Genomic DNA, 25,819 nt, shown 5'->3' on the forward strand with positions numbered 1-25,819 from the left:
GACTTCGCCGTGATTCAACCACGCTCCGGCGTCGTGTACGCGCGTAATCGCCCACACGGGCGAAAGTTCGCGCCATCCCGTCTGACCTGCTGATCTCAGGGTCAGAGCAGGGGGAACGGGCCCTCCGGCGCCGGGGCGTTCCCGTAGTTTTGCCCCGGCTGGCACACTGAAAACCTGATGGGCGCCCAAAGATCCTCAACTCCCCTGGACCGGCTGCTCGCCGACCCCGGACGGCGCGAACGCATCACCCATGTGGAGAGCGTTCCCGCACGTCGGGGCCGCCGTGCCGCGTGGCCCTCCTGGTCGACGCCGCTGCTGGTGGAGCGGCTGGCCGCCGCCGGCATCGAGTCGCCCTGGGAGCACCAGTCCACCGCGGCCGAGCACGCCCGCGCCGGACGCTCTGTGATCATCGCCACAGGGACGGCGTCCGGCAAGTCGCTCGCCTACCTGCTGCCCTGCGTCGAGGCGATCTACGCGGGTGAGGAGAACCCTCGCCACGAGGGGACGGTCCTCTATCTCTCGCCGACCAAGGCTCTGGCCGCCGACCAGCTCCGCGCCCTCCGCTCGCTGCGCCTCACCCGGGTGCGCGCGGCGACCTACGACGGCGACACGCCGCAGGACGAACGGACGTGGGTCCGGCAGCACGCCAACTACGTGCTGACCAACCCTGACATGCTGCACAGGTCGCTCCTTCCCGGGCACGCCCGGTGGTCGTCGTTCTTGCGCCGCCTCCGCTATGTCGTCATCGACGAGGCCCACGGATACCGCGGGGTGTTCGGGTCGCATGTCGCGCAGGTTCTGCGCCGCCTGCGCCGGGTGTGCGGGCGGTACCACGCGTCCCCCACGTTCATCCTCGCTTCGGCCACCGCGTCAGAGCCCGCTGCGGCCGCGTCCCGCCTTACGGGCCTCGATGTAGTGGCCGTGGACGAGGATGCGTCTCCGCGTGGGCCCGCCACGTTCGCCCTATGGGAGCCCCCGCTGACGGACTTGCGCGGTGAGCAGGGCGCACCCGTTCGCCGTACGGCCACCGCCGAAGCCGGTGACCTCTTGGCAGACCTTGTCGTCGAGGGCGTCCAGACGCTCGCCTTCGTCCGGTCCAGGCGCGGTGCAGAGTCGGTGGCGCTCAGCGCCAAGCGCGCTCTGCACGAGGTAGCGCCCGGCTTGGCCGAGCAGGTCGCCGCCTACCGCGCCGGTTATCTGCCCGAGGAACGGCGCGCGCTGGAGGCCGCCCTGCGCTCGCGCTCGATCATCGGCCTGGCGAGCACGAACGCCCTGGAGTTGGGCGTGGACGTCTCCGGGCTCGACGCGGTCCTGGTGTGCGGGTGGCCGGGCACCCGCGCGTCCCTCTGGCAGCAGGCGGGACGCGCCGGACGTTCCGGGCAGGCCGCCCTGTCCGTCCTGGTGGCCCGGGACGACCCGCTCGACACGTTCCTCGTCCACCATCCCGAGGCGATCTTCGGAACGCCGGTCGAGGCCACCGTGCTCGACCCCGACAACCCCTACGTCCTCGAACCGCACCTGTGCGCGGCGGCGTCCGAGCTCCCGCTCACCGAGGACGACCTCCCGCTCTTCGGTCCCGCGACCGCCGACCTGCTGCCGGACCTGGTGCGGCGCGGCCTCCTGCGCCGCCGCCCCGCCGGCTGGTACTGGACGCGCCGCGACAGGGCCTGCGACCTGGCCGACATCCGGGGCGCGGGCGGCGCTCCCGTCCAGGTCGTCGAGGCGTCCACCGGACGGCTTCTCGGCACCGTGGACGAGCCGTCCGCGCACACCACCGTCCATGAGGGTGCCGTCTACATCCACCAGGGAGAGTCGTTCATCGTCCAGACCCTCGACCTGGACGACTCCGTCGCGCTCGTCGAGGCGGCCGATCCCGACTACTCGACCACCGCCCGCGACGTCACCGACATCCGCATCGTGGAGCGGCTCCGCTCGGTCTCCTGGGGCGAGGCCACGCTCAACTTCGGAACCGTCGAAGTCACGCGCCAAGTGGTCGCGTACCAGATGCGCCGCTTGCAAACGGGGGAGATGCTCGGCGAGAAGCCTCTGGACCTGCCGCCACGGACTCTCCGTACGCGCGCCGTATGGTGGACGCTCTCCGAAGCGCAGATCTCGCGTTTGGACGACCTCGACCTGGCAGGCGCCGCCCACGCCGCCGAACACGCCTCGATCGGCCTGCTCCCCTTGTTCGCCACGTGCGACCGCTGGGACATCGGCGGTGTCTCTACGGCCGTCCACCCCGACACCGGGCTGCTCACCGTCTTCGTCTACGACGGCCACGAAGGCGGCGCTGGTTTCGCCGAGCGCGGCTACGGCGACGCCGCGGCCTGGCTACGCGCTACCCGCGACGCCATCGCGTCCTGCGAGTGCGATTCGGGCTGCCCGTCCTGCATCCAGTCCCCCAAGTGCGGTAACGGCAACGACCCCTTGGACAAGCGCGGCGCCCTCGACCTTCTGGCCGTCCTCCTGCACGAGGCCCCGGAGTAGGCGGTCAGTTGGGCGCGACGCGCTGGGCCGGAACCGTGGCCTGGTCGTCCATACCGCGCCGGGCCTGGGCCAGCGCCTGCTGCAGCCTGCGCCGCTCCATCTCCAGCGTCTGGAGGGACTCCTCGTGCTCGTCCCGCAGGTCCCGCAGCTCGCGCCGCATGTTCATCGAGCGCCGGAGCCCGAGTGACGCGACCATCATCCCCGCCATGAACACGATGGCGACGACGGCTCCGGCCATGAAGACCTGCCACTGCGAGGTGACGCCCGGAACCTCCTCGCCGAACAGGGTCAGCCGGGCGGCGCCCGGGTCGTCCAGCACCACGGCGACGCCGACCGCACCGGCGGCGAGCGCGACGAGCAGTCCCAGGAAGATCATGCGGAGGGTCCCCTCTCCATCGGGCCCCTGTGCAGGAGGGGCCGAGGTCTCGGACGACGGACCGCATTGCCGGACAAGCCAGACGATCCGACTGGCAAGGCAGCCTAGACCGTGCCCAGAGCACCCGCCAGCCCCACTGCCCACACCGGTACCCCCGGCACCGCAGTTCCGCCCTCAGAAGCCCCCAGGGCAGCGCACGTGCCCCTGGCCGAGATCCTCGCCATCCGAGCGCGGGCGGGGCAGCCGGGATCGTGGCGGTCATGTGCGTCTTGCCTACTCGGCGCTGCGGGATGGCCTGGCGTTCCTGCCGCTGGTCGTTCCGATCCTGGTGCCCGGGCCGGTGGCCGATGTCTGGCGTCCCGTCCGCTTGCCGGGGCGTCGAGCGCGGTCAAGAACTAGGCCTGACAGGCATCCTCACCGGTCTGGCCCAGGACCACCCCACCCGAACCCAGGCCCCGCCCCCGGCAGACATCCGTCCGCAACTGACCGGCGGAGGCCGGTTGGTGACGACTGTGAGCACCGGAGCTCCCGATCCAGGCCGTGCCCGACGCGATCGCGGGGGTCGCGGCCCTGTGATGGGTGCGGGACAACGTCGGAGTGTTCGGGCCCGGAGGCGCGTGGCATGGCCAGCAGTGCGCAGCCGCCAGCCAGCCAACGCCAGACGTCACTTGCGGCGGCGGCCGCGCTTGGGCTTCGCCTTCTCGCCAGGCCCGGCGAGCCGGACGTTCACTCCGCCGGAGGGCTTGCCCAAAGTCGCGGGACGGCGGCCGGTCTTCGGCTTCGAGTCGAGGACGGCCGTGCCGGTCGCGCGCTTGGACGAGCGGGCCCCCTTGGCTCCGGCCGCCATCACCGGGGCGGTCTTGGCACGGGCCTCGGCACGCGCAATCTGCTCGCGCGTCCTGCTCACCCGCTTACGGCCGGTGCCGCTGCGCGCGATGCGGGCCGCCATGCCGTTGCTGCTCGTGCCCGCCTGGGCGACGCGCAGGCGGCGCGTCCAGGTTCCGAGGTGGGCGGCGACGATCAGCAGGACCAGCGCGATGCCGACGCTCTTGCCCCACTGGAGCCGGTCGGTCGCCGCGATGTTCTGGGCCCTCGGCGAGTCGGTGGCGATCTGCGGCGCGGGGTAGGTGAACCCGGGCGTCGCACCGTCCGGCTGGACGGACGGGAGGGTGACCGGCGAGTCGTTGTTGAACGGGGTCAGCGGCGTCCCCGTGCTGGGGACCTGGGAGCCGCCGGAAGGCAGGGACGGCACCGAGCCGCTGCCCGGGGTGGACCCCGTCCCGCCTCCGAGTGAGGTGGTCGCCGAAGCGATGCCCGAGGAGAGCGACCCACCCGTGCCCGTGGACCGGATCGCCTTGACGCCCACGGAGGCCGCGCCGGTGGTCCTGGTCAGCGACAGGGTGGTGGAGCAGCTCGTTCCCGAGCAGAGGGAGTTCAGCGAGCCGGACTTGGACTTCACGCCCGAACCGCCGAGCGCGTAACCGGTGAGGTCGTCTTCGAGGCCGCGGTTCCACTTCACGACGAGCTTGCCGCCGGACACGCTGGCGGACACGCCGGTGGGCGCGGCCGGCGCGATGCGCACGGTGAAGGTGTTGGAGTCGTAGACGTGGTTGGTCTGCTTGCCGAGCAGGTAGACCTTGTAGCGACCATTCCGACTGATCGAGAAGGTCCCGGACATATCGCCGGAGAGGCCCTTCTCCTGGAGGAACGTGTCGCCTATCCCGGGGCCGTCCACCCGCAGCTGCATCGTGATGGCGAAGTCGAAGTGCGCCTTCGCGGTCACCTGGGACCCGCTGCTGATCACGGCGCCGTCCGCCGGGGTGATGACGCTTGTCGAGGCCGCCTGCGCGGGCAGGGCGGCGAGTACCGGGAAGCTCATCGCAAGGGGTGCCGCGAGCGCGATCGCACCGATCCTGCGAATGATGGTCACGGCCTCAATCCCTTCGACAGCTCGCGCCGGACTTCCGCCGGGCGCACCGCACCTGACGATAACTACGGGCTTACGGCAGCGTAACGTACCACCGGGTAGCAAAAGTCACAGAGGGATGACAAAGAGAAACGTGTTTCATTCTCCGCGCCCCTCCCCAGCCTCTATTGACACTCAGTGCAACGAGACATGTGGCGCCAGGGTACGCCGTCCTGCTCCACAGGACCAGCCCTCGCCCGAGAAACGATCAGCCGCCCCTTCAGCCCCATGAGCATCGGGGCTTCGACTGCCACCGACACCTCGACGACCTCACCTCGCACCCGGCACCGCACCACCCGCGCCCCCGACGTGGCCGCGATCTCCCCGGCCCTCGCGCAGGCGGCTCCGCCCCCATCGGCGACTCGCGCCGCCCCCGCCAGCGCCGCCATGTCGGCCGCCGCCTCCCCCCGATGCCGCGCGCCCCCGAACCCCACCGACCAGGATCGCCGCCACCCCCACCACCCAGACCAAAACCGCGAACCCCAATACCCAAAGCGTCCCCGACCCCCGGTCCCCACCGATCGCCCCACGTTCGGGATGCTCGCGGGCCCCGCCGTCATCGGCCCCGCGTCGACTGGCAGCGCCGCGATCTGACCGCGCCGCCAGCGTCGCGGCGATCGTCCCCGCGGCGTACTCGCCCCCGCCCCCACTCACAACTCCCTCCACCACCAACCAACCACCGCTCCCACCGCCCATCCCTCACCACTCCCCCGTCACCTCGCCGCCCCTCCACCACTCCGCCCCTCCACTCATCCGGCTCCTCACCGCCCATCGCCTCACCGGTCCTCCACTCACCGGTCCTCCACTCACCGGTCCTCCATCGCCGCCGCCCCACCGCTCTCTCCCCGTCGCCTCACCGGTCACCGACCCGGGTGGTCACGGGGTGGTGGGTGGGGTGCCGGGTTCTGCTTCGGCGGCCGCGTGGGCGTGGACGATGACGGGTGGGAGACCGATCGCGGCGGCGGTGGCCACGGGGGCCGAGATGTCGACGCGGACGGTGGCCTCGTCGCGGTGGAGCTGGACGGTCGCCTCCTTCGGGACGCCGCTCTCCACCAGCTCGCGGACGGCGGTGAGGGACTCGCCTCTGGCCGCCGCCCGGGCGCCGCTGCGGGCCGCGTCCGTGCAGGCGAGCTGTATGGACGCCGCCCTCACCCCCCACAGCGCCATCGCGGTGATCAGCACCAGGGAGGGGAGGGCCACGGCGATCTCCGCCGTGGCCATCCCGCGATCGCTCAACCGGCCAGGTTGAGCGCCTTCTCGATGATCCGTAAGAGCATCGTCTTCACCTGCGGACTGGTCACGATCTTGAACAGCAGGCCCGCGAAGGCCGCCGCGGCGATGGTGCCGACCGCGTACTCGGCTGTGGACATCCCGCGGTCCTTGCACGTGCCGGACCATCGCCGCACCACCGTCTTCCATGCCCTCATCGGGGCTCCTTTCGCTCGTGGTCGGTTCCAGGCTGCTGGGCCGGGAAGCCGGGTGACAGGTGAACCGCGTTCTGTGGATAACCCGCTCACCAGGGCAGGAGGATCGTCGAGGCGATCCCCGCGATGGCAGGGACGACGCCGAGGAGGACAAAGGCGGGGAGGAAGCAGAGGCCGAGTGGGGCAAGGGCCCGAATGCCCGCCGCTCGCGCCCTGGCGGCGGCGGCCGAACGTGCCACGCGGCGCTGGTCGCGGGCGAGCCGTCCGAGGGACGGGGCGAGCGCCGCACCCGTGGACGCCGCCCGGACGGCCGCACGCGCCAAGGGCGCGAGCATCGGCTCCTGCGCCAGGGCCAGCCAGGCCTCCACCGGGTCGGCCCCCAGCCGGATCTGCACGGACACGGCCCGCAACTCCTCGCCGAGCGGGCCTCCCACCGCGCCCGCGACCGCTTCGACCGCCTCGTGCCAGGGCGCGCCGCCGCGCAGGCACGCGGCGAGGAGATCGACCGCGACGGGGAGATCGGCGATGAGCCGCGCCCGTCTGCGGCGACGCTCCCCGCCGCCGACGCGACTGAAGGAAAGCCAGACGGCCGCGGCGACCAGCACGCCGATCACTCCACCGGCAGGGTCGCCCAGCACCACTACGCACACCGCTCCCGCCACGCCTGCGGCAACCCGCCGAAGGACGACGTCGCGGCGCCCGGACGCCTCGGTCGGCCCGTCCCGTTCCTTGGCCCCCGAGGCTGGGGCGGACGTCGCCTGTGGGGGAACGCGTTCCATGGCCCACCCGCCCCGTCGCCCGGGAGCCGCGTGCCTGGGAGGAGGCCCCCCGAACTGGCCGATCAGCCTCCGCGTGGAGGTATCGGCTCCCCTAGGGAGGAGGAACCCCGATGCCGCAGCGCAGAGCATGGCCATGAGCGTCGTCATCACCATTTCACCGGCTCCCTGCGAGATTTCTGCGTGTGCATGGCGGCCTCCTGGGTGGGGCGGACATCGGCTAGCGGGGAGATTCAGCGGCTTTGGCCAGGTGGCGGGTCCAGTAGAGGCCGGTGGCGTTGAGGGCCGTGCCTGTGATCAGGCAAGCGAGGCCAGGGAGGGTCGTGCAGAGGAACGGGATGGGGTGGGCGCCCAAGGCGGCGGCCATGCCCAGGCCCAGGAGAGGGAGGGCGGCCAGTAGGCGGGCCGTGGCTCGGGGGCCGGCTAGTTGAACGGAGACGTCCTGGCGTTGGGCCTCCTCATCGCGGAGGGCGCTAGCCAAGCCGTCCAGGACGGTGGCCAAGGTGCCGCCGCGTTCGGAGCCGACACGCCAGCAGGCCGCCAGGAGGCGAAGCCCCTCGGCGCCTGGCAGCGTCGCTACTTCGTCCAGGTGGTCCGGGGGCGGGCGAGGCAGGCCGAGCAGTTCTTTGGAGACGTGGGGGTCGAGGACGGCGGCGGCTGCTGTGAAGGCTTCGTCCGGGGTCCGGCCCGCGGACAGCTCGGCGGCCATGGCATCGCAGAGTTCGATGATCGAGCTTCGGCGGCGTTGCGGCCGCGTCCGACGTTCCCTGAAGGTCTCCAGTCTGGCGCGCAGCGGACGCATCGGGTCGCCCGGTGGAGCCGCGCCCAGGCGATCGAGGCGATGAGCCGCCGGTGCGGGCCCCAGGTAGATCCACACAGCGGCAGCCGCGCAGAAGACGGCGAGAACGATCAACACCAGGCACCCCGTGGGCAGAACAGAGGGCAACTCGCAGGGCCGGGTATCCGCCAGGTCCGCACGACGACTGCGCAGAGGACGGCTAAGGAGACCAACACCGGGTGCCTCGCAAGCGATCTAGGCGATGGCGCGCGCGGGTGGGCATCGCGTGGGGCCGTCGGCGGTGGTGGTGCGGAGGACGCGGCTGGTGCGGTCCGCATGAGGCACCTCGCAGGCGGAACAGGCGGCAGTTCGCAGGGGCGGAAATCCGAGACGCCCGTACGGCGGGGGCGGAGCAGAGGATGGGTGAGGCCCCCCACGGCGACGGTGCTGGGGGCGGGTAAGGCGGTCCGCGCGGTGGTGGTGCAGGGGCGGATAGGGCGGTCGATTTGAGGTGCCTTGCGTGGTCCTGGGCTGGGAGTGGTGGGGGCGCGTAGGGGTGTGGTCATCGTTGGGTGGCTTTTAGGCGGGTGGTCAGGGCGTTTGCGCCTGCGGCGGGGATGGTTTCGCCGGAGGCGGTGAACGAGATCGCGGGGACCACGCCGACCAGGCCGTTCGGGGCTCTTTGGAGGAGGCAGATCTCGGCCACTCTGCGGATGCCTCCGCCGGGGTCGCGGACCAGGTGGACGATGATGTCCAAGGCGGCGGCCAGCTGGCTGTGGACGGCCTCTCGGGTCAGGCCCGCTGCGCAGGCCAGGGCTTCGAGGCGGGCGGGGACGTCGGCCGCGGTGTTCGCGTGGAGGGTGCCGCAGCCTCCTTCGTGGCCCGTGTTCAGGGCTTGCAGGAGAACTACGACCTCGGGGCCTCTTACCTCGCCTACCACCAAGCGGTCGGGGCGCATGCGGAGGGCCTGGCGAACCAGGTCGTTCAGGGTTACGCCGCCGGCGCCTTCGGTGTTGGGCGGCCGTGCCTCCAGCCTGACCACGTGGGGGTGGGTGGGCTTCAGTTCGGCGGAGTCCTCTACCAGGAGGAGGCGCTCGGACTGGTTCGCCAAGGAGAGCAAGCCGCTCAGAAGTGTCGTCTTGCCAGTTCCTGTGCCGCCGCTGATCAGGAAGGCCGCTCGGGACTCGATCAGGGCTGCCAGCAGGTCGGCGCCCTCGGGCGGGACGGTGCGGGCGGTGACCAGTTCGTCCAGCGTGAAGGCGCGACGGCGGGGGAGGCGCAGTGACAGGCAGGTTCCGGTCGCGGCCACCGGTGGGAGGACGGCGTGCAGGCGGACGCCGCCGGGGAGGCGGGCGTCGGCGTAGGGGGAGGCGTCGTCGAGGCGGCGGCCGGCCGCGGCGGTGAGGCGCTGGGCCAGGCGGCGGAGGGTCGCCTCGTCCGGGAAGCGCACCGCGGTGCGGACCAGGCCGGAGCCCGTGTCGATCCAGACCTCGTCGGGGCCGTTCACCAGGACGTCGGTGACCTCCGGTGAGCGGAGGAGCGGTTCCAGGGGGCCGGCGCCGACGAACTCGGCGCGTAACTCGTCGGCCAGGGCCAGTACTTCGCGGTCGCCCAGCAGGCGCTCCTCGGCGCGGAGCGCCGCGGCGACGCGGCCGGTGGTGGCTTCGCCGCCCGTGTGGGCGAGCCGGTCTCGGACGGCGTTGGAGAGGCCGGTCATGCCGCCTCCCGGTAGGCGTAGGGCTGGAGGGCGAGGTCGGCCAGGACGGTGGCGCAGAAGTCGGCCAGGGGGCCGCGGCGGCACGCGCGCCCGAGGTCGCCGGAGTCGATGGCGGTGGGGAGGCGGCGGTCTCGGTCGAAGGAGCCGGCGAGCGGAAGGCCGAGGACGCTCGCGACGGCGTCGGGGGTGATGCCGCCCGGGGCGGGGCCTTGGACGACGAGGCGCAGGTCGGCGGTGTCGCGGCGGAGGGCGGCGGCGAGGCCGTCGGCAGCCACGGTGGCGCGGACCTCGGCCGGGACGAGCAGGAACGTGGCGGCGGCGGCGCGCAGGGCCGCGCGGCCGAGGTCGCCGGGGTGGCGGGGGACGTCCGCGATGACCAGGTCGAATCCGCGGGCGGCGGCGTCGAACAGGGAGCGGACGGCCTCCTCGGAGACCGGTTCGGGCTCGCCGCGCCGCCAGGACAGGACGGACAGGTCGCCCGTGCCGGGCAGGGTCTCGCGGAGGGTCGCGCTGCTGAGGCGGCCGCGGCGTTCGGCGAGGTCGTGCCAGCGGACGCCCTCGTGCGACTCCAGGCCGAGGAGGAGGTCGATGCCGCCGCCGAACGGGTCGGCGTCGACGAGGAGGGTGCGCAGGCCCGTGCCCGCCGCGCAGAGGCCGAGCGCGGTCGCGAGGACGCTGGCCCCCGCGCCGCCGCGGGCGCCGACGACGCAGAGGGCCGTGGCCCAGCCGCCCTCGGGCTCGCAGGCGGCGGCGAAGGCGTCGATCAGCCAGTCCTCGTGGTCGGGGAGGGCGACGACGTCCTGGGCGCCGGCCTCCACGGCCAGGCGGTAGGCGTCGGGGGTCTCGCCGCCGGTGACGAGGACGACGCCCGGGCGGCGCTGGAGGCCGGCGGCGGCGACGTCCTCGGCGAGGTCGGCGCCGACGAGGATGAGGGAGGGCCAGGTCCAGGCGGGTCTGGCCTCGTCGGCGCCGTAGGCGACCTCGGCGTGGGCGTCGGCGGCCGCGGCGAGGCGGAGGAGGCCGTCGGCGAGCGCGGGGTCACCGGTGACGATCAGTGCCGCGAGGTTCATCGGATGCTCCTTCGACGTTCGGAGACATCCACCTTGCGGCGCGCGGCGGGAGCGGCGATGGGGTTCCGCCGACTGTGGATAACTTCGCCGGGGCGGCGGGCGGGCGGTGGCGCGGGATCGTTCACCCGGGGCCACCGCCCGGCCGCCTCACGACAGGGCGACCCCCGCCGGGGGGGAGAGCGGGGGTCGCCGGCGGTCCGGCTCCGGGGGGGTAGAGCCGGCCCGCTTTCCCAGAAAAGTCTCAGGGAGTTCGGGCTATGCCACAGGTAAGTCCCCTCTATGGAAGAGGCAAACTCACCGACTCAAGTCTAGGCGGATACAACATATGCTGCCCGATCGCCGAGAGTTCCGTCGAGCCGCAAACTCGCCCGGCACATGGCGATTTTTCGCGCCCGGCGACGACGATCCGCCGGAGCGGCCGGCGCAGGGCGCCGCCCGGCCACGGCTGGGGCCCCCGTTCCGGCGCACACGAAGTGCAACGGGACGGGATTGGGAGCGTACCGGAGAACTAAAGATCTTTCCCGTGCGTTCGAGTGATCGACGACAAAGGGAAATGGTTACCCTGAGTGATCAATTTCGCGATCCGGACGCCGTTTCCGGAAGTCCGGAATATGCCTCCTCAAGCTCGGCGGGCATCACGGTCCCCTCCGGCACCGCCTCCGCCGCCCGAGGGCCGTTTCCCGAATGGGCCTTGTCATCTGGGCAAATAAGGCGTAGACAGGACATACGGACCGAGTGTCCGGGCACGGCAGCCGGGTACCCACGCGCGACCAGCCGCGGGAGGCGCGTCGAGACGGGCTTGACCCGATCCGACGGATATGAGGTGCACGCTTGGTAACCCGGTGTGACGTGTCCAGCGGCGGCGTCCCGGCAAGGGACGCCGTTTCGCTTGCGCCGCGCACCCGCCGGGCCTCTACTCGCGCACGTCCAAGCCCAGCGCCGCCGCGAGGACGACCGCCTGATACGGGTCGATCACCGCGCCACTCAGCTCGGCGGTGAACGGATCCAGCGACGACACGTCGCTGCCGCGCAGGTCGCAGCGGGAGAAGTCGGCCTTGTGCAGGGACGCCCCCGAAAGGTCGACTCCGCGCAGCTTCGCCCCGGCGCAGCGGGCGCCGGTGAGGTCCGCCTCGCGCATGCGCACGCCCGTGAACGCGGCTCGTCGCAGATCCGCGCCGGGCAGGCCGGTGAACGACCAGTCGCCGCCCTCGACCTTCATCAGGTCGTAGGTGCAGCCGTCGAACATGCTGCCGACGAACTTGCAGCCCGCGAAGGCGGCGTCGAAGAAGCCGCACCGGACGAACGTGCAGTTCAGGAACGCCCCGTCGGTGTGCCTGGACGCGTTGAACCGCACCCCCCGGAAGGTGCAACCGGTGAAGACGGCACCGGTGCCACTGGCCTCGGTCATGTCCACGTCCACGAACAGGACGCTGTCGTGCCGCTCACCCGTCAGATCACGCGAATCCCAGTCCGCCGCCGAGATCGTGGTCTCCGTCGGCGCCGCTGGTCGCCCGTACATGCGATCGGCCATAAGCCCAGCATGACCCCGGTGGGTGACAGTGACAGTCTCAGCCGCGCATGAACGCTTCGCAGATGGCCTGCGAGTCCCGTGCGGCGGCCGCGATGGCCGAGGAGCAGTGGACGATCCACCGCGCGACACCCTCCGACGTACCGGAAGCGTAGGAGCGAAGGGCCTCGGCGTACTCGTCGGAGAGTTCGAGGTGCCCGACCTCAGGCGCGACCAGCGATTTGGGGTCGAGCCCACGGGCGACCAGGGTGAGCCGCTGGGCGGCGCGGGCGACGATCCCGTCCCCCCAGCCGAACGGACGCAGAGCCAGGAGTTCGCCATGCACGATCGACGAGACCACGAGAGCAGGCGCCTTGGTGGGTTCGGTCAGCAGCCCGCTGAGCGCGTCCAGGCGCGCCGCCACTTCGGCCGGCGAAGGCGGCTCCCCCAGGCCCAGAACGTCCTTCACGACACCGTCGTCGGAACGGGGACGTCCGAGCTCGGCGCTGTCGACCGCGTCCGCAGCAGCGAGGACGTGCAGACGCGCCAGTGCCTGCCGCGGCGCCTTGCGCCAGACCTCGGTCAAGGTGCCGAGCTCCGCCGACACGCGCAGCGCGCCCTGCACGACGGGGTCGGACGGGTGGTCGGTGGTGCGCAGCTCGTCCAGGGTGACCGAGGCGCCGTCGAGGACGGCGGAGGCCCGGGCGCCGCGCAGCGCCGACTCCGTGGACACCTCGGCGCTGCGCCGCCGCAGGACGCGGTGGCCGAGCAGCCGGTCCACGGCCTTGCGCGCCTCGTCGACGGCGTCGACGACGCCGGGAAGGTTCGCAACATCAGCTAGAGCATCGGTCACGGCCCGACTTTATGCCGTCGTCCGGTGCACTCGCGCAGCGGCCCACCAGGCGTGGAACGGAAACGGTTCCCCCGGCCCGGACCTGGGAAGGCCCGTTGTGTCGGGCTTCACAAAGCACGATCCAGAGCCGTGAGCACCGATCGCGTCCATCCCCCCGGCACCCGGAATCGCGGCCTTGTGGGGACCGGGACCTACCTGGTGAAGTGGGGATTACCGGGCGACCCCCGCTTCAGCTAGCAAGGAGTTCGCGTTGAGCCAGAGCCAAGAAACACTGTCGAACCTTCTGCAGGAGACGCGCCGCTTCCCCCCGCCGGCGGACCTCGCCGCCTCGGCCAACGTCAAGGCGGACGCCTACGAGCGCGCTGCCGAGGACCGCTTGGGCTTCTGGGCGGAGCAGGCGGACCGGCTCGCCTGGACGAAGCGCTGGGACGACGTCCTGGACTGGAGCAAGCCGCCGTTCGCGAAGTGGTTCGTGGGCGGGGAGCTGAACGTCGCCTACAACTGCGTCGACCGGCACGTGGAGGCCGGTCGCGGTGAGAAGGTGGCGTTCCACTGGGAAGGGGAGCCGGGCGACTCCCGTACGCTCACCTACGCCGACCTCCAGCGCGAGGTGAGCAGGGCCGCCAACGCCCTGCTCGAACTGGGCGTGCGCAAGGGCGACCGTGTCGCCATCTACCTCCCGATGATCCCCGAGCTGCCGATCTCGATGCTGGCGTGCGCCCGCATCGGCGCGACCCACTCGGTGGTGTTCGGCGGCTTCTCCGCGGAGGCCCTCCGTACCCGCATCGACGACGCGCAGGCCAAGCTCGTCATCACCGCGGACGGCGGTTTCCGGCGCGGTAAGCCGTCCGACCTCAAGGGCATCGTGGACGAGGCCGTCGCGCAGACGCCGACGATCGAGCACGTCCTCGTGGTGCGCCGCACCGGCGAGCAGGTGGCCGAGAACGAGCGCGACCTCTGGTGGCACGACGTCGTCGAGCGCCAGAGTGACGTGCACACTGCCGAGCCCATGGACTCCGAGCACCCGCTGTACATCCTGTACACGTCGGGCACGACGGGGAAGCCGAAGGGCATCCTGCACACCAGCGGGGGTTACCTCACCCAGTGCGCCTACACGCACTGGGCGGTGTTCGACCTGAAGCCCGAGACGGACGTCTACTGGTGCTCGGCCGACATCGGGTGGGTGACGGGCCACTCCTACATCGTGTACGGGCCGCTCGCCAACGGCTCGACCAGCGTCATCTACGAGGGGACGCCCGACACCCCCAACAAGGGCCGCTGGTGGGACATCATCCAGAAGTACAAGGTGTCCATCTTCTACACCGCGCCCACGGCGATCCGCACGTTCATGAAGTGGGGCGACGACATCCCGGCCCAGTACGACCTGTCGTCCCTGCGCGTGCTCGGGTCGGTCGGCGAGCCGATCAACCCGGAGGCCTACGTCTGGTACCGCAGGAACATCGGCGCCGACCGGACCCCGGTGGTCGACACGTGGTGGCAGACCGAGACCGGCGCCATCATGATCAGCCCGCTGCCGGGGGTCACGGAGGGCAAGCCGGGCGCGGCGATGCGCCCGCTGCCCGGCATCGCCGCGGACGTCGTGGACGACCAGGGCCGCTCGGTGCCGGACGGCGGCGGCGGGTTCATGGTGGTCCGGGAGCCGTGGCCGGGCATGCTCCGCACGATCTGGGGCGACGACGAGCGGTACGTCAAGACGTACTGGTCGCGTTTCGAGGGCCTGTACTTCGCCGGTGACGGCGCGAAGAAGGACGCCGACGGCGACATGTGGCTGCTCGGCCGCGTGGACGACGTCATGCTCGTGTCCGGGCACAACATCTCCACGACGGAGGTGGAGTCGGCGCTGGTCTCGCACCCGAAGGTCGCCGAGTCGGCGGTGGTGGGCGCGACGGACCCGGTCACCGGGCAGGCCATCGTGGCGTTCGTGATCCCGCGCGGCGACGCCGGCGACGTCGAGGGCGAGGACTTCCTGCGGGAGCTGCGCGACCACGTCGCCAAGACCCTCGGCCCGATCGCCAAGCCCCGCCAGATCATGATCGTTCCGGAACTGCCCAAGACCCGCTCCGGCAAGATCATGCGGCGGCTGCTGCGGGACGTCGCGGAGAACCGCAGCATCGGCGACGTCACGACGCTCGCGGACAGCACGGTGATGGACCTCATCTCCGAGAAGCTGCCCGCCGCCAAGTCGGACGACTGACCCGCACGGAACACGCGGGCTCCACGACGGCCCGCGCCCGGCGCACCCCGCCGGGCGCGGGCCGTTTGCGCGCCCGGCGGGGGGGCATGGGGCCGCCCACTGGGCGGGCCAGGTAAAATGTCCTCAGGTGCGCCGGGAAGTCTGGTCGGCAGGGACGTCCCGCAGTCATCGTGCGGGCCGTGGCCTTGTCCAGCCGTCCGCCACTTTCCCAGGGGTCCTCTCTATGGCGCGCCCGCCCGTGAAACGCCGCGTTGCAGCAACGTGGCCGTTCCGTCCGACCGTCCGTTACAGCGTCCAGGTGGCCAGCGCGCTCCGCACGGAGACCATCGGCGGCGTGGTGATGCTGCTCGCAGCGGTCGCGGCGCTGGTCTGGGCCAACACCCCGTGGGACGGCGCCTACCAGAGCCTCCAGAAGTTCGAGATCAGCCCGCACTGGCTGCACCTCGGGCACATGGACGTGCAGCACTGGGCGTCCAGCGGGCTGCTGGCCGTCTTCTTCTTCATCGCCGGGCTGGAGCTGCGCGAGGAACTGACGCACGGCGAGCTGCGCAACCCGAGGGACGCGGCGCTGCCGGTGATCGCCGCGGCGGCCGGGGTGGCGGTGCCCGCGCTGATCTTCCTCGCGGTGAGCGCGGGCGCGCCGGGCGCGTCCAGCGGGTGGGCCGTGCCGACCGCGACCGACATCGCGTTCGCGCTGGCGGTGCTCGCCGTGACGTTCACCTCGTGCCCGGCGCCTCTGCGCGCGTTCCTGCTGACGCTGGCGGTGGTGGACGACCTGATCGCCATCACCATCATCGCGCTCTTCTACACCAGCACCCTGCACTGGACGCCGCTGCTCCTCAGCGCGGCGCTGATCGGGGTGTACGGGCTGCTCCAGCACCGGGGCGTCCGTTCGCCGTGGGTGTACGTGCCCATCGCCGTCCTTGCCTGGTACTGCCTCCAGCGGAGCGGGATCCACGCGACCGTCGCGGGCGTCGCGCTGGGGATGCTCACCAGCCCGAAGGAGACACCGGACGGAAGGCCGACGAACGCCGAGCGCGCCGACCACGCGCTGCGGCCGTTCTCGGCGGGGGTGGCGGTGCCGGTCTTCGCCTTCGTGTCGGCCGGAGTGGGCCTCGGCGCGGCGCAGCTGGGCGCGGTGTTCACCGACCGGGTGGCCCTCGGCGTGATCGCCGGCCTCCTGGTCGGTAAGTTCGTGGGGGTCTTCGGCGGGGCGTGGACGGCCGTGCGGCTCGGCCTCGCGAACCTCGGGGAGGACCTGCACTGGCATGAGATCGCGGGGGTCGCGCTCCTGGCCGGGGTGGGTTTCACCGTTTCGCTGCTGATCGGCGGTTTGGCCTATACCGACCCGTCACAATTCGAGAGAGTGACGACTGCGGTCCTGATCGCGAGCGTTCTCGCCTCGGCGGCCGCGGCCGTCGTCTTCCGGAGAAGGGTGCGTCTGCGCGCGCGCCCGGCCTAAGGAGAAAGCCATATGTCCGAGGCAGTACCGGGCGAGCGCGTCGAGGACAAGTCCCTCGGCGAGCTGGTCGCCCTGGCGTCGAGCAGCGTCTCCGACCTGATCAGGGCCGAGATGGACCTGGCCAAGTTGGAGCTGAAGGCCGACGCCAAGAAGGCCGCACTGGGCAGCGTGATGTTCACGATCGCGGCGCTGATCGGCGGGCTGATCGTCATCCTGCTGTCGATCGCGTTCGCCTACGGGCTGGTCGCCGCCGGCATCTGGCACTGGGCGGCGTTCCTCATCGTGGCCGGGGTGTACCTGCTCCTCGCCCTGGCCCTGCTCGCCATCGGGTACTTCCGCATCCGCAAGATCGAAGGGGCGAAGCGGACCCGCAGGACGCTGAAGGACGACTTCACCGCGCTGCGCCACCGCGGCGACTCCGGCGATCCCGAGCTGACGGGCTGACCGCCGCCGTGTCCGGGCACGACGCGTCGCTGATCGAGGTCGACGGGCCGTGGACGCACCGGCAGGTCAGCGCCGGCGGGACGCGCTTCCACGTCGCCGAGGCCGGCGAGGGGCCGCTCGTCCTGCTGCTGCACGGGTTCCCCGAGTTCTGGTGGTCGTGGCACCACCAGCTCGTCTCGCTGCCCGCCGCGGGCTACCGGGCGGCCGCCGTCGACCTGCGCGGCTACGGCGGCAGCGACAAGCCGCCGCGCGGCTACGACCTGATCACGCTGGCCGGGGACGCCGCGGGGCTGGTCCGCGCCCTGGGCGAGGCGAACGCGACCGTCGTCGGGCACGACTGGGGCGGGCTGCTCGCCTGGACGATGGCCGTCTACCACCCGAAGATCGTCCAGCGGCTGGCGGTGGTGGGCGCCCCGCACCCGCTGCGGCTGCGGCAGGCCGTCGCCGGCGACCCGCGAGGGCAGGGCTGGGCGACGCGCCACACCTTCGGCTTCCAGGTGCCGCTATGGCCTGAACGGCGCCTGGTCCGCGACGACGCGGAACTGGTCGGAAAGCTCCTGCACGACTGGTCGGGGCCGAACTGGCCCGACGAACGCACCGAGCGGCTCGTACGCAAAGCCGTGCAGATCCCTGGGGTCGCCCATAGCGCGCTCGAATACCACCGCTGGCTCTTCCGCTCCCAGGCCCGCCCAGACGGCATCCGCTACGCGCATCGCATGCGCACTCCCGTTCACGCCGCCACACTCCAGGTACATGGCGCGCTCGACACGTGCACCCTCCCGGCCAGCGCGCAGGGCTCCGGACGCTACGTGAAGGCCCCCTACCGTTGGACGCTCATAGAGGAAGCAGGGCATTTCCCCCACCAGGAGCGTCCGCAGGAGTTCGACGCCCAACTCCTGGACTGGCTGACCGACTCGGGGCCGGAACGCTGAACCCGCGTACCGTGGAGGCATGCGGGATCGGGACGAGTCGGGACGCCCACGCAACGCACGCCCTCGGGACGCCTACGGACGTCCACTGCCGCACGGCGCCACCGGCATACCCACGATGCCGGACGAGCTCGACATGCCACCGGCGGAAGCCCTGGCCGAAGCGCAGCGCCTCCTGGACGCCGACCGCCCGTTCCATGCCCACGAGGTACTGGAAGCGGTCTGGAAGGCCGCCCCGGAGCCCGAACGGGAGCTGTGGCGGGGCCTCGCACAGGTCGCCGTAGGGATAACCCATCTCCGCAGGGGAAACGCACGCGGCGCCGAGGCCCTCCTCAGCCGCGCCGCCGACCGGTTGGTCCCGTACCAGGATGCCGCTCCGTACGACATCGACGTCCAAGGGGTCGTGCAGCGAGCCCGAGGCTTGGCCAAGGAGCCCCAGGACGGAGCCGTCCCCCTCCGCCTCACCACTGTTCGGGCGCAGTAGCCCGGTCAGTCAGAGCAGCTCTGCGTCGAGACCGGCTTCGTGGCGTTCGCCCCCGCGCGCGCGTCGGGCGTGACCTCTTCGGCGGTGAGCGCGTAGCCGGTGGACGGCGTGTCCAGGGCCGCGGCGAAGATGACGCCGTACACGCGGCCGTCGGTGGACAGCAGCGGCCCGCCGGAGTTGCCCGGCTCGACCTTGCCGCGGATGGCGTAGATCTCGCGGCTGACCTGGCCGGAGTGGTAGATGTCGGGCCCGCGCGCCGTCTGCCGGGCGCGGATCCGGGCCGCGCCGGGCGTGAACGGCTGGTTCTTCGGGAACCCGGCGATGATCGCGTTGTCGCGGACGCGGGCCTCCCTGGCGAACTCCAGCACCGGCGCCTTCAGCCCCGGCACGTACAGGACGGCGACGTCGCGCTTCGGGTCGTACAGCACGACCCGCCCGCGGTTGGTGTCACCGTTGATCGTCGCCACCACCGAGGAGCCGCGCGCGCCCGCGACGACGTGCGCGTTGGTCATGATGTGCTGCGGCGCGAACACGAACCCGGTGCCCTCGATGCGGCGCTGGCACTGCGGCGCCGTGCTGACCACCTTCACGATGCTGTTCTTGGCGGCCTTCAGGCCCCGGGTGCTGAGGACGGACTCGTCCGGCGGCGGCACCTGCACCACCGACTCGCCGCCGAGGCCGTTGAAGACCTGCGGGAACTCGCTGCTCTTGACGAACCCCTGGAACGAGGTGAACCACGTCTGCGCCTGCGAGGGCATCACGTCGTTGATGCCGTTGACGATCGAGGAGCCCTTGACCTGCGTCCGGACGGGCTTGAACTCGGAGTTGGCGACCAGGCTGCCGAAGAACCAGGCGACGATCAGCAGCGAGAGCGCGCTGACGAACGTGCCGCCGACCGCGTCGGCGGTGCGGGCGTTCATCCCGGTCACCCGGTTGCGCAGGACGGCGCCGACGGACGAGGCGACGAGCTGCCCGAGGGTGGCGGACAGGAACGCGACCACGATGGCGAGCAGCGCCTGCTGCGCGGCGCCGTCCACCGCGGCCTCGGCGATCGGCGGCGCGATCAGGACCCCGATGACGCCGCCGCCGACGAAGCCGGCGAAGCTCAGCAGGCTCACGATGAAGCCCTGCCGGTAGCCCGAGACTCCGAACAGCACGACGAGCACGAGCAGGATCAGGTCGAGAATGTGGTCGTGCAGCACCGCTTCACCGTATAGGGCCGCGCCGCCGCTTCACGTCCCCTCGATGGACCAGTTTGGGGCGCGCCGGATAGCCGCCAGGGGTGACGCGCGACCGCGACGGCGGCCGTGTCCACCGGGAACGGTCGTCTGACCTGCGCACGAGCCCTCGGCGCGCGGGCGGGCGATTTCGTGGGAAACGACGAGACGCCTCGGCCGGGTACGGCGAGGTTCGCCCGTTCAGTCGCGCGCGGCGGCGTCCACCGCGCGGTCGCGCGCGGCGAGGGTCACGACGTCCTCGGGCAGGTCCTCGACGCGGGAGGTGTCCCACGGCCGTTCCCAGCCGCCCGCGCCCAGCACCTGGGTCAGCAGCGCCGCCGTGAACCCCCACACGAGCATGTCCCGGACGTGGAACGCCGGACCGACCCTGATGCCGGACGGGTGCCTCACCATCAGCCGGTTCGCCGGGTCGACCAGCTCACTGATCGGGACCCGCGCGACCGTCGCGACCTCCCCGGGGTGACCGGGCGCGACCTCCGACGGCTCGCGCCACCAGCCGGCGACGGGCGTGACCCGGTGCTCGCTGTGCGACAGGTACAGCTCCGGCAGCGTGCACAGCACGTCCACGCCGGACGGCTCGACACCGGCCTCCTCCCAGGCCTCGCGCAGCGCCGCCGCGACCGGGCCGTCGTCGCCGGGGTCGATGCGGCCGCCGGGGAAGGCGGGCTGACCGGCGTGCTTGTTGAGGGTGGCCGCGCGCTCGGTGAGCAGGACGTCCGGGCCGGCCGGACCGTCGCCGAACAGGATCAGGACGGCGGCGGCGCGGGCGGCGGGGGCAGGGCGGAAGACGGGCGGCACGGGCAGCCTCGGCGCCTCCGTGCGGAAGCGGTCGAGCCAGGCGGGGCAGTCGAGGGTGGCGTCGGTCACGGTGGTCCCAACTCCGGAACGGCTCCGTTCCTTCCCTGGACGGTCGGGAGAACCGCTCACGAGAACGGTCCGGGCTTGACGAGCTTGCGCGCCGTCTCCTCGTCGACCGGCCCCTCGCCGAAGGACGGGCACAGCCGCGCCAGCGGGCACGCCCCGCAGGCGGGACGGCGCGCGTGGCAGATCCGGCGGCCGTGCCAGATCAGCCTGTGGGACAGCATCGTCCAGTCCTTGCGCGGGATGAGGGTGCCGATCTCCTCTTCCACTTTCACGGGGTCGTCTTCGGTCGTCCAGCCGAAGCGCCGGGCCAGGCGGCCGAAGTGGGTGTCGACGGTGATGCCGGGGACGTCGAACGCGTTGCCCAGGACGACGTTGGCGGTCTTGCGCCCGACGCCGGGCAGCTTGACGAGGTCTTCGAGGCGGCCGGGGACTTCGCCGCCGAACTGGTCGCGCAGCGCGGCCGACAGCCCCATGACCGACTTGGTCTTGGCACGGAAGAACCCGGTGGGCTTCAGGATCGCCTCGACGTCCTCAGGGTCGGCGGCGGCCAGATCCTCAGGTGTGGGGTACTTGGCGAACAGCGCGGGCGTGGTCAGGTTCACCCGCATGTCGGTGGTCTGGGCTGACAGCACGGTCGCGACCAGGAGCTGGAACGGGGTGCCGAAGTTCAGCTCGCAGTGCGCGTCGGGATACGTCTCGGCCAGGATCCGGTTGATCCGGCGCGCCCTCCGCACCAGCCCCAGCCGCGTCTCGTCCTTCCACTTCCGAGCCCGCGCCCGCGGGGACGCCTCCGTCGCCATACCGGCCAGCCTAGAGCCTCGCGGTCTCGTTCCGGCCGAACGGGAAAGTCGCGCCGATCCGCGTAATCGGGGCGGGGGCGGGCCGTCTCTCCGGGCACGACGTTCCCGAAGGAGATCTCATGTCCGACCTCAGCCAGGTGGTCCGCCTTCCGGTGAGCCGGATCGAGCTCGACCTGTCGTTCGAGGACGCCGCCCGGATCGTGGGTGATCTTCGCGAGCACGTTCCCGGCATCGCGGCGGAGGCGGTGCGCCGGATCGAGAGGCGGCTGCCGGAGTTCGTCCGGCCGCACGACCCCCGCTACGCCAAGGCGGTCCAGCTGGGCGTGGAGTGCGCCATCGGGCACTTCCTGGAGCTGATGGCCGACCCCGCCGCCCCGTCGGCCGAGGTCGTGGAGTTCTGGCGGCAGATCGGGGTCGGCGAGGCCAGCGAGGGGCGGACGCTGGACTCCTGGCAGGCGGCGACGCGGATCGGGACGGGCCTCGCCGTGGAGCGGCTCACCGACCACGCCGAGCGGATGGGCTACCGGACGAGTCCGGCGAGCATCGCGGCGATCGCCAACGCGGCGCTCGACTACCTGAACCAGCTGGCGGCGATCGTCGCCGAGGGCCACGCGGACGCCGCCGCGCGAGCGGCGGGCGCGCTCCAGGACCACCGGCGGCGCCTGATCGGCCTGCTGCTGGACGGCGCGTCCCCGGCGGACCTGAAGGGGGCGGCGCGCGAGGCGGACTGGGCGCTGCCCCGCACGTTAGCGGTCGTCACCCTCCGCGAGGACGGCGCCGAGGCCCGGCACCCGTCGCTGCCCCCGGACGTCCTGCTGGGCCTGCACCTGGGGGAGCCCTGCCTGATCGTCCCGGACCCGGAGGGCCCCGGCCGCGCCCGGATGCTGGAGCGGCAGTTGCACGGCTGGACGGCCGCGATCGGCCCGGCGGTCGGGATCGGCGAGGTCGGGACGTCCCTGCGGCTGGCGCGCGAGACCCTGGCCCTCGCCTGCGAGGGACTGATCCGCGGCGCGACGCCCATCCCGGCCGAGCGGCACATGCCGATCCTGGTGATGATGCGGGAGCGGGCGCTGGTGGAGAAGGTGATCGACCGCCGGCTGGCCCCGCTGCTGAGGGCGCGTCCGGCGCAGCGCTACCGGCTCGTCGAGACGCTGCTGGCCTGCCTGGAGCACGGGTTCAACGCGACGGAGGTCTCCGGCCACCTGCACCTGCACCCGCAGACCGTCCGGTACCGGCTGCGGCAGCTCGACGACCTGTTCGGGGACGCCGTGCACGCGACGACGGATCGGCTGGAGCTCCACATGGCGCTGCGGGCGTGGCTCACCCTCAACGCCGAATCCGGCGCCGAGCCGGCCGCCGCGCGCGACCGCCTGAGCTACGGGTGACCGCCGATGAGGTCAGCCGGCGGCTTCGACGGCCCAGCCCTGGGCCGCCATGCCCGCGAAGGAGGACGGCTTCAGCGTCACCGGTTTCAGACCCGACCAGCTCGCCTGCAGGTAGTAGCCGTCGCCGTTGGCCAGCCGGTAGACCGACGGCGCGAACCGCACGAGCTTCCAGACCTGGTTCGGGCCTCCGCAGGGGGCCGTGACCACCGAGTACTCGCTGCCGCCTTCCCACGGGACGCCCGCCGCGGGCGTCCCGCGGCTCAGGCATCGGCCGGTGGAGCTGCTCGTCAGCGTGAAGCCTCCGCCGGTGTTCTTGCGCTTCCATCCGGTCGCCTGGTCGGTGCAGGGGCGCTGCACGACCGACGTCCCGCTGGGTGCCAGGCACGATTGGAGCGTCGTGTTCCGCACGTGGAAGGGCGCCCCGGAAGCCGCACCGTCGCCGCCGCCCCCCGGGACCCGGCCGCCGCCTCCGGGGGAGCGGGAGCCGACGGTGTAGTCGGGCTGGGCGACGTCCGCCGGCGCCGAACTCGCCGGGGTGGGCGTCGCGGGAGGCGGGGCGGCGTGCGGGCTCTCGCCCGGACCGCCGCCGACCGTGGTGGACAGGATGATCGCGATGCCGGTGGCGACGCCGCCGGCCACCGCGGCCGGGAGGGTCCAGCCGGGCAGGGACGCCGCCGGGGCGAGCGGTCCGAGCGGGCCGAGCGACGTCGACGGCGCCCCCAGCAGGACGGCGCCGACCGGCAGGGCGCGCCGCAGCCGCCCGTTCAGGTCGGCCATCTCCCTGGAGGCCCTTCCGCACTCCTCGCAGGACTCCAGGTGCCGGCGCAGGGCACGGCTGCGGCGGCGGCCGGGGCGGCGGACGCTCGCGGCGAGCTGGGCGGTGAACTCCGCGCACTCCGGACGTCCCCCGGAGCCGGCGACGAGGAAGGCCTGCCGGAGCCCTTCGCGCGCCCGGAACGCGAGCTGGGAGACCGCGCCCTTCTCCATGCCGAGCAGCTCCGCGACCTGCCCGACGGGCTCCTCCTCGACGACCGTGTACCAGAGGACGGTCTGCCAGCGTTCGGGCAGCGACCGGAAGGCGCGGACGAGCGCGTCGAGCTCGTCGACGTCCGGCGGCTCGTCCTCGGAGTCCGACGCCCACTCGGCGACCTCGTCGGTCACGACGGTGCGGCGGGCGCCGCGCGCCCAGTCGGTGGCCGTGTTCCGCACGACGGTGTAGAGGTAGGGCCTGCAGGCGTCGCGGGGCCCACCGCCCTGGCGCATCGCCGCGAACGTGCGGGTGAACGCCTCGCTGGTCAGGTCCTCGGCGAGGTGCTGGTCGCGGACCAGTCCGCGCGCGTACCGCAGGACCGCCGTGTGGTGGCGCCGGAACAGCTCGTCAGAGGCCTCGTCGTCGCCTTCCGCGGCGGCCGCCAGAAGGTCGGCGTCCGGCCGCGTTCCCACGCCCGCTACCACCACGCCATCCAACCCAAGGCACGCATCTCACCACAACCTTCGAAGGTCGCTTGCTCACCGAAGGAGTAGACACCTCCCCGGCGTCCGGATTACGGGGATTTGTAGGCAATCTTAAAAAGACATACCTGTTCTCCAGTGTTAGGGTCACCGCATGATCCTCGACTCGTCCCGCTGGACGGCGACCCTCGCCGGACGGCGCGTGCTGATCACCGGCGCGGCGCGGGGCATCGGCGCGGCGCTCGCCGCCCGGCTGCACGAGCGCGGCGCGCGCGTGGCGCTCGCCGGCCTGGAGCCCGACCTCCTCTCCGACGTCGCGGCCGGGTGCGGGACGGCGCCCTGGTGGACGTGCGACGTGACCGACCGCGGCACGGTCGAGGATGTCGTCGAGCGTGCCGTCCAGGAGCTGGGCGGCCTGGACGTGGTCGTCGCCAACGCGGGCGTGGCCGCGCAGATGCCGGTCATAGGCGGCGACCCGTCCGTCATGGAGCAGAGCCTGCGGGTGAACGTCCTGGGCGTCTACAACACGCTCCGCGCCGCCGGCCCCCACCTCAGCCATGAACGCGGCTACGCGCTGGCCGTGTCGTCCCTGGCCGCGGCCGTCAACGCGCCCCTGCTGGGCGCCTACAGCGCGTCCAAGGCCGCCGTCGAGGCGCTGGGCAACACGCTGCGGGCCGAACTGCGCCCCTGGGGCGCGAAGGCCGGCGTCGCGTACTTCGCCGAGCTCGACACCGACATGACGCGCCGCGGGTTCGGCACCGAGGCCGCGTCCGCCCTGATGGACGCGTCGCCCCGGACCGGCCTGGCCTTCGGCGTCGCGCCGCTCAAGGTGGGGATCGACGCGCTGGAGCGGGGGGTCGCCCGCCGTTCCAGGCGGATCGTCGCCCCCTGGTGGGTGGGCGCCGTCCTGCCGGTCCGGATGGCCGTGCAGCCGGTCGCCGACCACCTCGTCCAGCGCGGGCTGCGCGACATCCTGGAGATCGCCAGGAGCGAGCGGGTGGAGCTGACGACGCCGCAGCCCGACCCCGGGCGGTGACGGCGCCCCGCGCCACTCCCGGCGGGATCCGCGAGGTGGGGGTGGTCAACTGGCTCGCCTGCCGCGCCGCGGGCCGGGCCGCCGGGACCGGGCCGCCGAACCTGTTCCTGACGCTGGCGCGCCGCCGCGGGCTGTTCCGCGGCTGGCTGTGGTTCGCCGGACGGCTCATGCCCGGCGGCACCCTCCCGCGCCGGGACACCGAACTGGTCATCCTGCGCGTCGCGCACCTGCGCGACTGCCGCTACGAGTTCGGCCACCACGTCCGGCTCGCGCGCCGCGCGGGCGTGCGCGAGCCGGACGTGGCGCGCCTCAGGGCGGGCCCGGACGCCGACGGGTGGACGCCCCGCGAGCGGGCGATCCTCACCGCCGCCGACCGCCTCCACGCCGAGCAGGACCTGGACGACGAGACCTGGACGCGGCTGCGCGCCCACCTCTCCGAGGCCGAGTGCGTCGAGCTGACCATGCTCGCCGCCCACTACGAGATGCTCGCGACCGTCATCACCGCGCTGCGCGTCCAGCCCGACCGGCCCCGCCGCCCCGCCGGAGGGCGCTGACC

24 protein-coding genes are annotated in these 25,819 nt (G+C 72.5%); 9 read left to right on the top strand and 15 right to left on the bottom strand.

What is annotated here, in order from left to right; genetic code table 11:
• Positions 1-177 precede the first annotated feature (177 nt).
• Entirely contained in the window at positions 178-2,487 is a 2,310-nt protein-coding gene (locus BKA00_RS26715; RefSeq protein WP_185029350.1) for a DEAD/DEAH box helicase, read from the top strand.
• Positions 2,488-2,491: 4 nt separating this feature from the next.
• Here BKA00_RS26715 and BKA00_RS26720 read toward each other — a convergent pair whose 3' ends face one another.
• The 11 genes from BKA00_RS26720 to BKA00_RS26770 form a co-directional block, all read right to left on the bottom strand.
• The gene (locus tag BKA00_RS26720; RefSeq protein WP_185029352.1) at positions 2,492-2,863 is read right to left on the bottom strand and encodes a hypothetical protein; all 372 of its coding nucleotides are present in this window, start codon (positions 2,861-2,863) and stop codon (positions 2,492-2,494) included.
• 664 nt (positions 2,864-3,527) lie between these two features.
• On the bottom strand, positions 3,528-4,793 hold the full coding sequence (locus BKA00_RS26725; protein WP_185029354.1) for a hypothetical protein: 1,266 nt from the start codon (positions 4,791-4,793) through the stop codon (positions 3,528-3,530).
• Positions 4,794-4,954: 161 nt separating this feature from the next.
• Complete coding sequence (locus BKA00_RS40630) at positions 4,955-5,389, bottom strand: Rv3654c family TadE-like protein (RefSeq protein WP_338072165.1); 435 nt, start codon at positions 5,387-5,389, stop codon at positions 4,955-4,957.
• Between the two features lie 316 nt (positions 5,390-5,705).
• Complete coding sequence (locus tag BKA00_RS26735) at positions 5,706-6,065, bottom strand: TadE family type IV pilus minor pilin (RefSeq protein ID WP_185029359.1); 360 nt, start codon at positions 6,063-6,065, stop codon at positions 5,706-5,708.
• Positions 6,062-6,256 (bottom strand): DUF4244 domain-containing protein, encoded by a 195-nt coding sequence (locus BKA00_RS26740; protein WP_173394687.1) that lies wholly within the window; start codon positions 6,254-6,256, stop codon positions 6,062-6,064. The genes BKA00_RS26735 and BKA00_RS26740 overlap by 4 nt, the downstream gene beginning before the upstream one ends.
• Positions 6,257-6,342: 86 nt before the next feature.
• Positions 6,343-6,903 carry a type II secretion system F family protein gene (locus BKA00_RS26745; protein WP_230298764.1) on the bottom strand — a complete coding sequence of 187 codons (561 nt, stop codon included), beginning with the start codon at positions 6,901-6,903 and terminating at the stop codon, positions 6,343-6,345.
• Between the two features lie 346 nt (positions 6,904-7,249).
• Positions 7,250-7,945 carry a type II secretion system F family protein gene (locus BKA00_RS26750; RefSeq protein ID WP_230298763.1) on the bottom strand — a complete coding sequence of 232 codons (696 nt, stop codon included), beginning with the start codon at positions 7,943-7,945 and terminating at the stop codon, positions 7,250-7,252.
• 424 nt (positions 7,946-8,369) lie between these two features.
• Entirely contained in the window at positions 8,370-9,524 is a 1,155-nt protein-coding gene (locus tag BKA00_RS26755; RefSeq protein WP_185029361.1) for a TadA family conjugal transfer-associated ATPase, read from the bottom strand.
• Positions 9,521-10,594, bottom strand: a complete 1,074-nt coding sequence (ssd, locus tag BKA00_RS26760) for a septum site-determining protein Ssd (RefSeq protein ID WP_185029364.1) — start codon at positions 10,592-10,594, stop codon at positions 9,521-9,523. The genes BKA00_RS26755 and ssd overlap by 4 nt, the downstream gene beginning before the upstream one ends.
• A gap of 913 nt (positions 10,595-11,507) precedes the next feature.
• A complete protein-coding gene (locus BKA00_RS26765) occupies positions 11,508-12,125 on the bottom strand; it encodes a pentapeptide repeat-containing protein (protein ID WP_185029365.1) in 618 nt (205 codons plus the stop codon).
• 37 nt (positions 12,126-12,162) lie between these two features.
• Positions 12,163-12,954, bottom strand: a complete 792-nt coding sequence (locus BKA00_RS26770; RefSeq protein WP_185029367.1) for a Fic family protein — start codon at positions 12,952-12,954, stop codon at positions 12,163-12,165.
• A 250-nt stretch (positions 12,955-13,204) separates the two neighbouring features.
• Between BKA00_RS26770 and acs the strand changes: the two genes are divergently transcribed.
• From acs to BKA00_RS40060, 5 genes are all read left to right on the top strand, one after another.
• The gene (gene acs / locus BKA00_RS26775; protein ID WP_185029370.1) at positions 13,205-15,169 is read left to right on the top strand and encodes an acetate--CoA ligase; all 1,965 of its coding nucleotides are present in this window, start codon (positions 13,205-13,207) and stop codon (positions 15,167-15,169) included.
• A 298-nt stretch (positions 15,170-15,467) separates the two neighbouring features.
• Positions 15,468-16,631, top strand: a complete 1,164-nt coding sequence (gene nhaA, locus BKA00_RS26780) for a Na+/H+ antiporter NhaA (RefSeq protein WP_230298762.1) — start codon at positions 15,468-15,470, stop codon at positions 16,629-16,631.
• Positions 16,632-16,643: 12 nt separating this feature from the next.
• A complete protein-coding gene (locus BKA00_RS26785) occupies positions 16,644-17,075 on the top strand; it encodes a phage holin family protein (protein WP_185029375.1) in 432 nt (143 codons plus the stop codon).
• 8 nt (positions 17,076-17,083) lie between these two features.
• Positions 17,084-18,007: an alpha/beta fold hydrolase gene (locus tag BKA00_RS26790; RefSeq protein WP_185029377.1), complete on the top strand. Its 924-nt coding sequence runs from the start codon at positions 17,084-17,086 to the stop codon at positions 18,005-18,007.
• Positions 18,008-18,026: 19 nt separating this feature from the next.
• Entirely contained in the window at positions 18,027-18,488 is a 462-nt protein-coding gene (locus BKA00_RS40060) for a DUF309 domain-containing protein (protein WP_185029379.1), read from the top strand.
• A gap of 5 nt (positions 18,489-18,493) precedes the next feature.
• Here the strand turns inward: BKA00_RS40060 and BKA00_RS26800 are convergent, their stop codons facing one another.
• The 3 genes from BKA00_RS26800 to nth form a co-directional block, all read right to left on the bottom strand.
• On the bottom strand, positions 18,494-19,690 hold the full coding sequence (locus BKA00_RS26800) for a MarP family serine protease (protein ID WP_185029388.1): 1,197 nt from the start codon (positions 19,688-19,690) through the stop codon (positions 18,494-18,496).
• 216 nt (positions 19,691-19,906) lie between these two features.
• Positions 19,907-20,593 carry an NUDIX hydrolase gene (locus tag BKA00_RS26805; RefSeq protein WP_185029390.1) on the bottom strand — a complete coding sequence of 229 codons (687 nt, stop codon included), beginning with the start codon at positions 20,591-20,593 and terminating at the stop codon, positions 19,907-19,909.
• Between the two features lie 56 nt (positions 20,594-20,649).
• Entirely contained in the window at positions 20,650-21,390 is a 741-nt protein-coding gene (gene nth / locus BKA00_RS26810) for an endonuclease III (protein ID WP_185029392.1), read from the bottom strand.
• Positions 21,391-21,509: 119 nt separating this feature from the next.
• Here nth and BKA00_RS26815 point away from each other — a divergent pair, with 119 nt between their 5' ends.
• Positions 21,510-22,775 (top strand): PucR family transcriptional regulator, encoded by a 1,266-nt coding sequence (locus BKA00_RS26815; RefSeq protein WP_185029394.1) that lies wholly within the window; start codon positions 21,510-21,512, stop codon positions 22,773-22,775.
• 12 nt (positions 22,776-22,787) lie between these two features.
• Here BKA00_RS26815 and BKA00_RS26820 read toward each other — a convergent pair whose 3' ends face one another.
• The gene (locus BKA00_RS26820; protein ID WP_185029396.1) at positions 22,788-24,218 is read right to left on the bottom strand and encodes a sigma-70 family RNA polymerase sigma factor; all 1,431 of its coding nucleotides are present in this window, start codon (positions 24,216-24,218) and stop codon (positions 22,788-22,790) included.
• A gap of 163 nt (positions 24,219-24,381) precedes the next feature.
• Between BKA00_RS26820 and BKA00_RS26825 the strand changes: the two genes are divergently transcribed.
• The gene (locus tag BKA00_RS26825) at positions 24,382-25,263 is read left to right on the top strand and encodes an SDR family NAD(P)-dependent oxidoreductase (protein ID WP_185029398.1); all 882 of its coding nucleotides are present in this window, start codon (positions 24,382-24,384) and stop codon (positions 25,261-25,263) included.
• Positions 25,260-25,817: a carboxymuconolactone decarboxylase family protein gene (locus BKA00_RS26830; protein WP_185029400.1), complete on the top strand. Its 558-nt coding sequence runs from the start codon at positions 25,260-25,262 to the stop codon at positions 25,815-25,817. Before BKA00_RS26825 ends, BKA00_RS26830 begins: the two co-directional genes overlap by 4 nt.
• The last annotated feature ends 2 nt before the right edge of the window (positions 25,818-25,819 follow it).

The sequence above is a fragment of the Actinomadura coerulea genome, assembly GCF_014208105.1.
GTDB lineage: Bacteria > Actinomycetota > Actinomycetes > Streptosporangiales > Streptosporangiaceae > Spirillospora > Spirillospora coerulea.